A 2,653-nucleotide genomic window follows, 5' to 3' on the forward strand; every position below is an offset into this window, starting at 1 on the left:
GTCCGCGGCTTCCGCATCGAACTCGGCGAAATCGAAACAGCCCTCACCACCCACGAGGGCGTGGCCCAGGCCGCGGTCGTGGTACGCGAAGACCGCCCTGGCGACCACCGCATCGTCGCCTACGTCGTACCGAAAACGGGTACGGGGCAGCCGGACGACCAGGTGGAAGAGGAGCAGGTCGAGGAATGGCAGCAGGTCTACGACTCCATCTACGCGGAGTCCAAGGACGCCGTCGGCTTCGGTGACGACTTCACGGGGTGGGTCAGCAGTTACGACGGACAGCCCATTCCCCTGGAGCAGATGCGTGCCTGGCGTGACGCCACCGTCGACCGCATCCTGTCCCTGAAGCCGCAGCGCATTCTGGAACTGGGCGTGGGAAGCGGCCTGTTGCTGGCGAAGCTTGCCGGCCACTGCGCGGAGTACTGGGGAAGCGACTTCTCGTCCACCGTCATCGAGAAGCTGCGGTCCGACGTCGAGCGGCAGCCGGACATCGCGGACCGCGTGCACTTGCTGTGCCAGCCCGCCGACGCGACGAGCGGACTGCCGGCGGAGTACTTCGACACGGTCGTCGTCAACTCCGTGATGCAGTACTTCCCCGGCAGCGCCTATCTCCTCGAGGTGGTGGAGAACGCACTGCGTCTGCTCAAGCCCGGCGGCCGGCTGTTCATCGGCGATGTACGCAACCTGGACCTGGGCCGCACCTTCCATGCCGCCGTGCACATCGCGCGTTCGGAGAACGCCGAGGACGTCGCGGCCGTGCGCCTCGCCGTCGGCCGGGCGGTGTCGGAGGAGAAGGAACTCCTCGCGGCCCCGGCCTTCTTCACGGCCCTGCGCGACCGGCTCGACGACGTCAACGCGGTGGACATCCGCATCAAGCGGGGCGAGCACCATAATGAGCTGACCCGGCATCGTTACGACGTCATCGTGCACAAGCAGGCGCCGGCGACCGTTTCCTTCGCGCACACCGAGTCGCTGCGCTGGGGCCGGGACGTCTCCGGCACGGACGAGCTGGCCCGGTACGTGGGGCAGCATCGACCCGCCGCCCTGCGTATCACCGGTGTCGCCAACCGACGGCTGGCGCACGAGGTCGCCCTGTTGCAGGCGATCGACGCGGACGAGTCGATCGCGGAGGTGCGCCGGCTCGCCGCCGACCGCAACGGCACGGGCCTGGACCCCGAGACGTTCCACGCCCTCGGCGCGGAATGGGGCTACCAGGTGGTGACGACCTGGTCGGACACCGGCTCCGAGGGGTCGTTCGACGTGGTCCTCCACCATGCCCAGGACGACGCCTCCGTGCTCACCGATGTCTATCTGCCCGGCGCCGGGCGCCGGGCAGCGGACGGTACCGGCCTGACGAACGACCCCGCGGGTCAGCGTCAGACGGCGGCGCTCATCGCCTCGCTGCGCCGGGAGCTGCCGGAAGTACTGCCCGAGCACATGGTGCCGTCCGCGGTGGTGAGCCTGGACCGCCTGCCGTTGTCGCCGAACGGAAAGCTCGACCGCAGGGCCCTGCCCGCGCCGGACTTCACCGGACGCGTCACCGGGCGCGGCCCGCGCACGCCACAGGAAGAGACCCTGTGCGACCTGTTCGCCGAAGTACTCGGACTGCCTCGCGTCGGAATCGATGACAGTTTCTTCGAGCTGGGCGGTCACTCCCTGCTCGCGACGCGCCTGATCAGCCGGGTGCGGGTCGCGCTCGGCGTGGAGGTCTCGATCGGCAGCATCTTCGATGCCCCGACCGTCGCCGGGCTGGCCGGCCACCTGAAGAACGTTGAAAAGACACAGAGGCCGAAGCTGCGTCGCATGCAGAGGCCGGGGGAGACTCGATGATTCCGCTCTCGTACGCGCAACGCCGGATGTGGTTCCTGCACCGGCTCGAAGGGGTCAGCGCGACCTACAACATTCCCTTGGCGATGCGCCTCTCGGGAAACCTGGACCGGGCAGCCCTGCGGCTGGCACTCACCGACGTCGTCGAGCGTCATGAGAGCCTGCGGACGGTCTTCCCCGAGGTCGACGGGGTGCCGCGGCAGAAGGTGCTGAGCGTCTCCGAGGCCGGGGTCGGGTTGTCGGTGGTGCCGACGACGGAGGAGGAGCTCGCGGCGGGGCTCGCCGACGCGTCCGCCGAAGGCTTCGATCTGGCGAACGACCTCCCGTTGCGGGTGACGCTGTTCGTGCTGTCGCCGACCGAGCACGTGCTGTTGCTGGTGCTCAATCACATCGCCGCCGACGGCTGGTCCTTCGCGCCCCTGTCGCGGGACGTGGGCGAGGCGTACGCGGCTCGGGCGAAGGGTCAGTCGCCCAACTGGCCGGAGCTTCCGGTGCAGTACGTCGACTACACGCTGTGGCAGCAGGAGCTGCTGGGGGACGAGAACGACCCCGAGAGCCTGATCAGTCGCCAAGCGGCCTATTGGGAAAAGGCGTTGGCGGGCATTCCGGAGCAGCTGGAGCTTCCCGCGGACCGTCCGCGGCCGGCGGTGGCCGGTTATGCCGGTGCCGCCGTCCCGCTCACGATCGACCCCGACCTGCACGGGCGGATCGTGGCGCTGGCGCACGAGTGCGGGGCGAGTGTGTTCATGGTGCTGCAGGCCGGTCTCGCGGTGCTGCTCAAGCGCCTGGGCGCGGGATCCGACATCCCGCTGGGCTCACCCATCGC

The 2,653-nt window shown here is 69.2% G+C and carries 2 protein-coding genes; both read left to right on the top strand.

Annotated features, from left to right (window positions below):
- On the top strand, positions 1-1,830 hold a 1,830-nt coding region (locus FHS34_RS43675; RefSeq protein WP_280528509.1), incomplete at its 5' end, for a phosphopantetheine-binding protein.
- Between the two features lie 26 nt (positions 1,831-1,856).
- The coding region (locus tag FHS34_RS43680) for a condensation domain-containing protein (protein WP_280528510.1) at positions 1,857-2,653 on the top strand (797 nt) is incomplete at its 3' end.

Origin of the sequence: Streptomyces echinatus, assembly GCF_014203595.1 — a bacterium.
Taxonomy (GTDB): Bacteria; Actinomycetota; Actinomycetes; order Streptomycetales; family Streptomycetaceae; genus Streptomyces; species Streptomyces echinatus.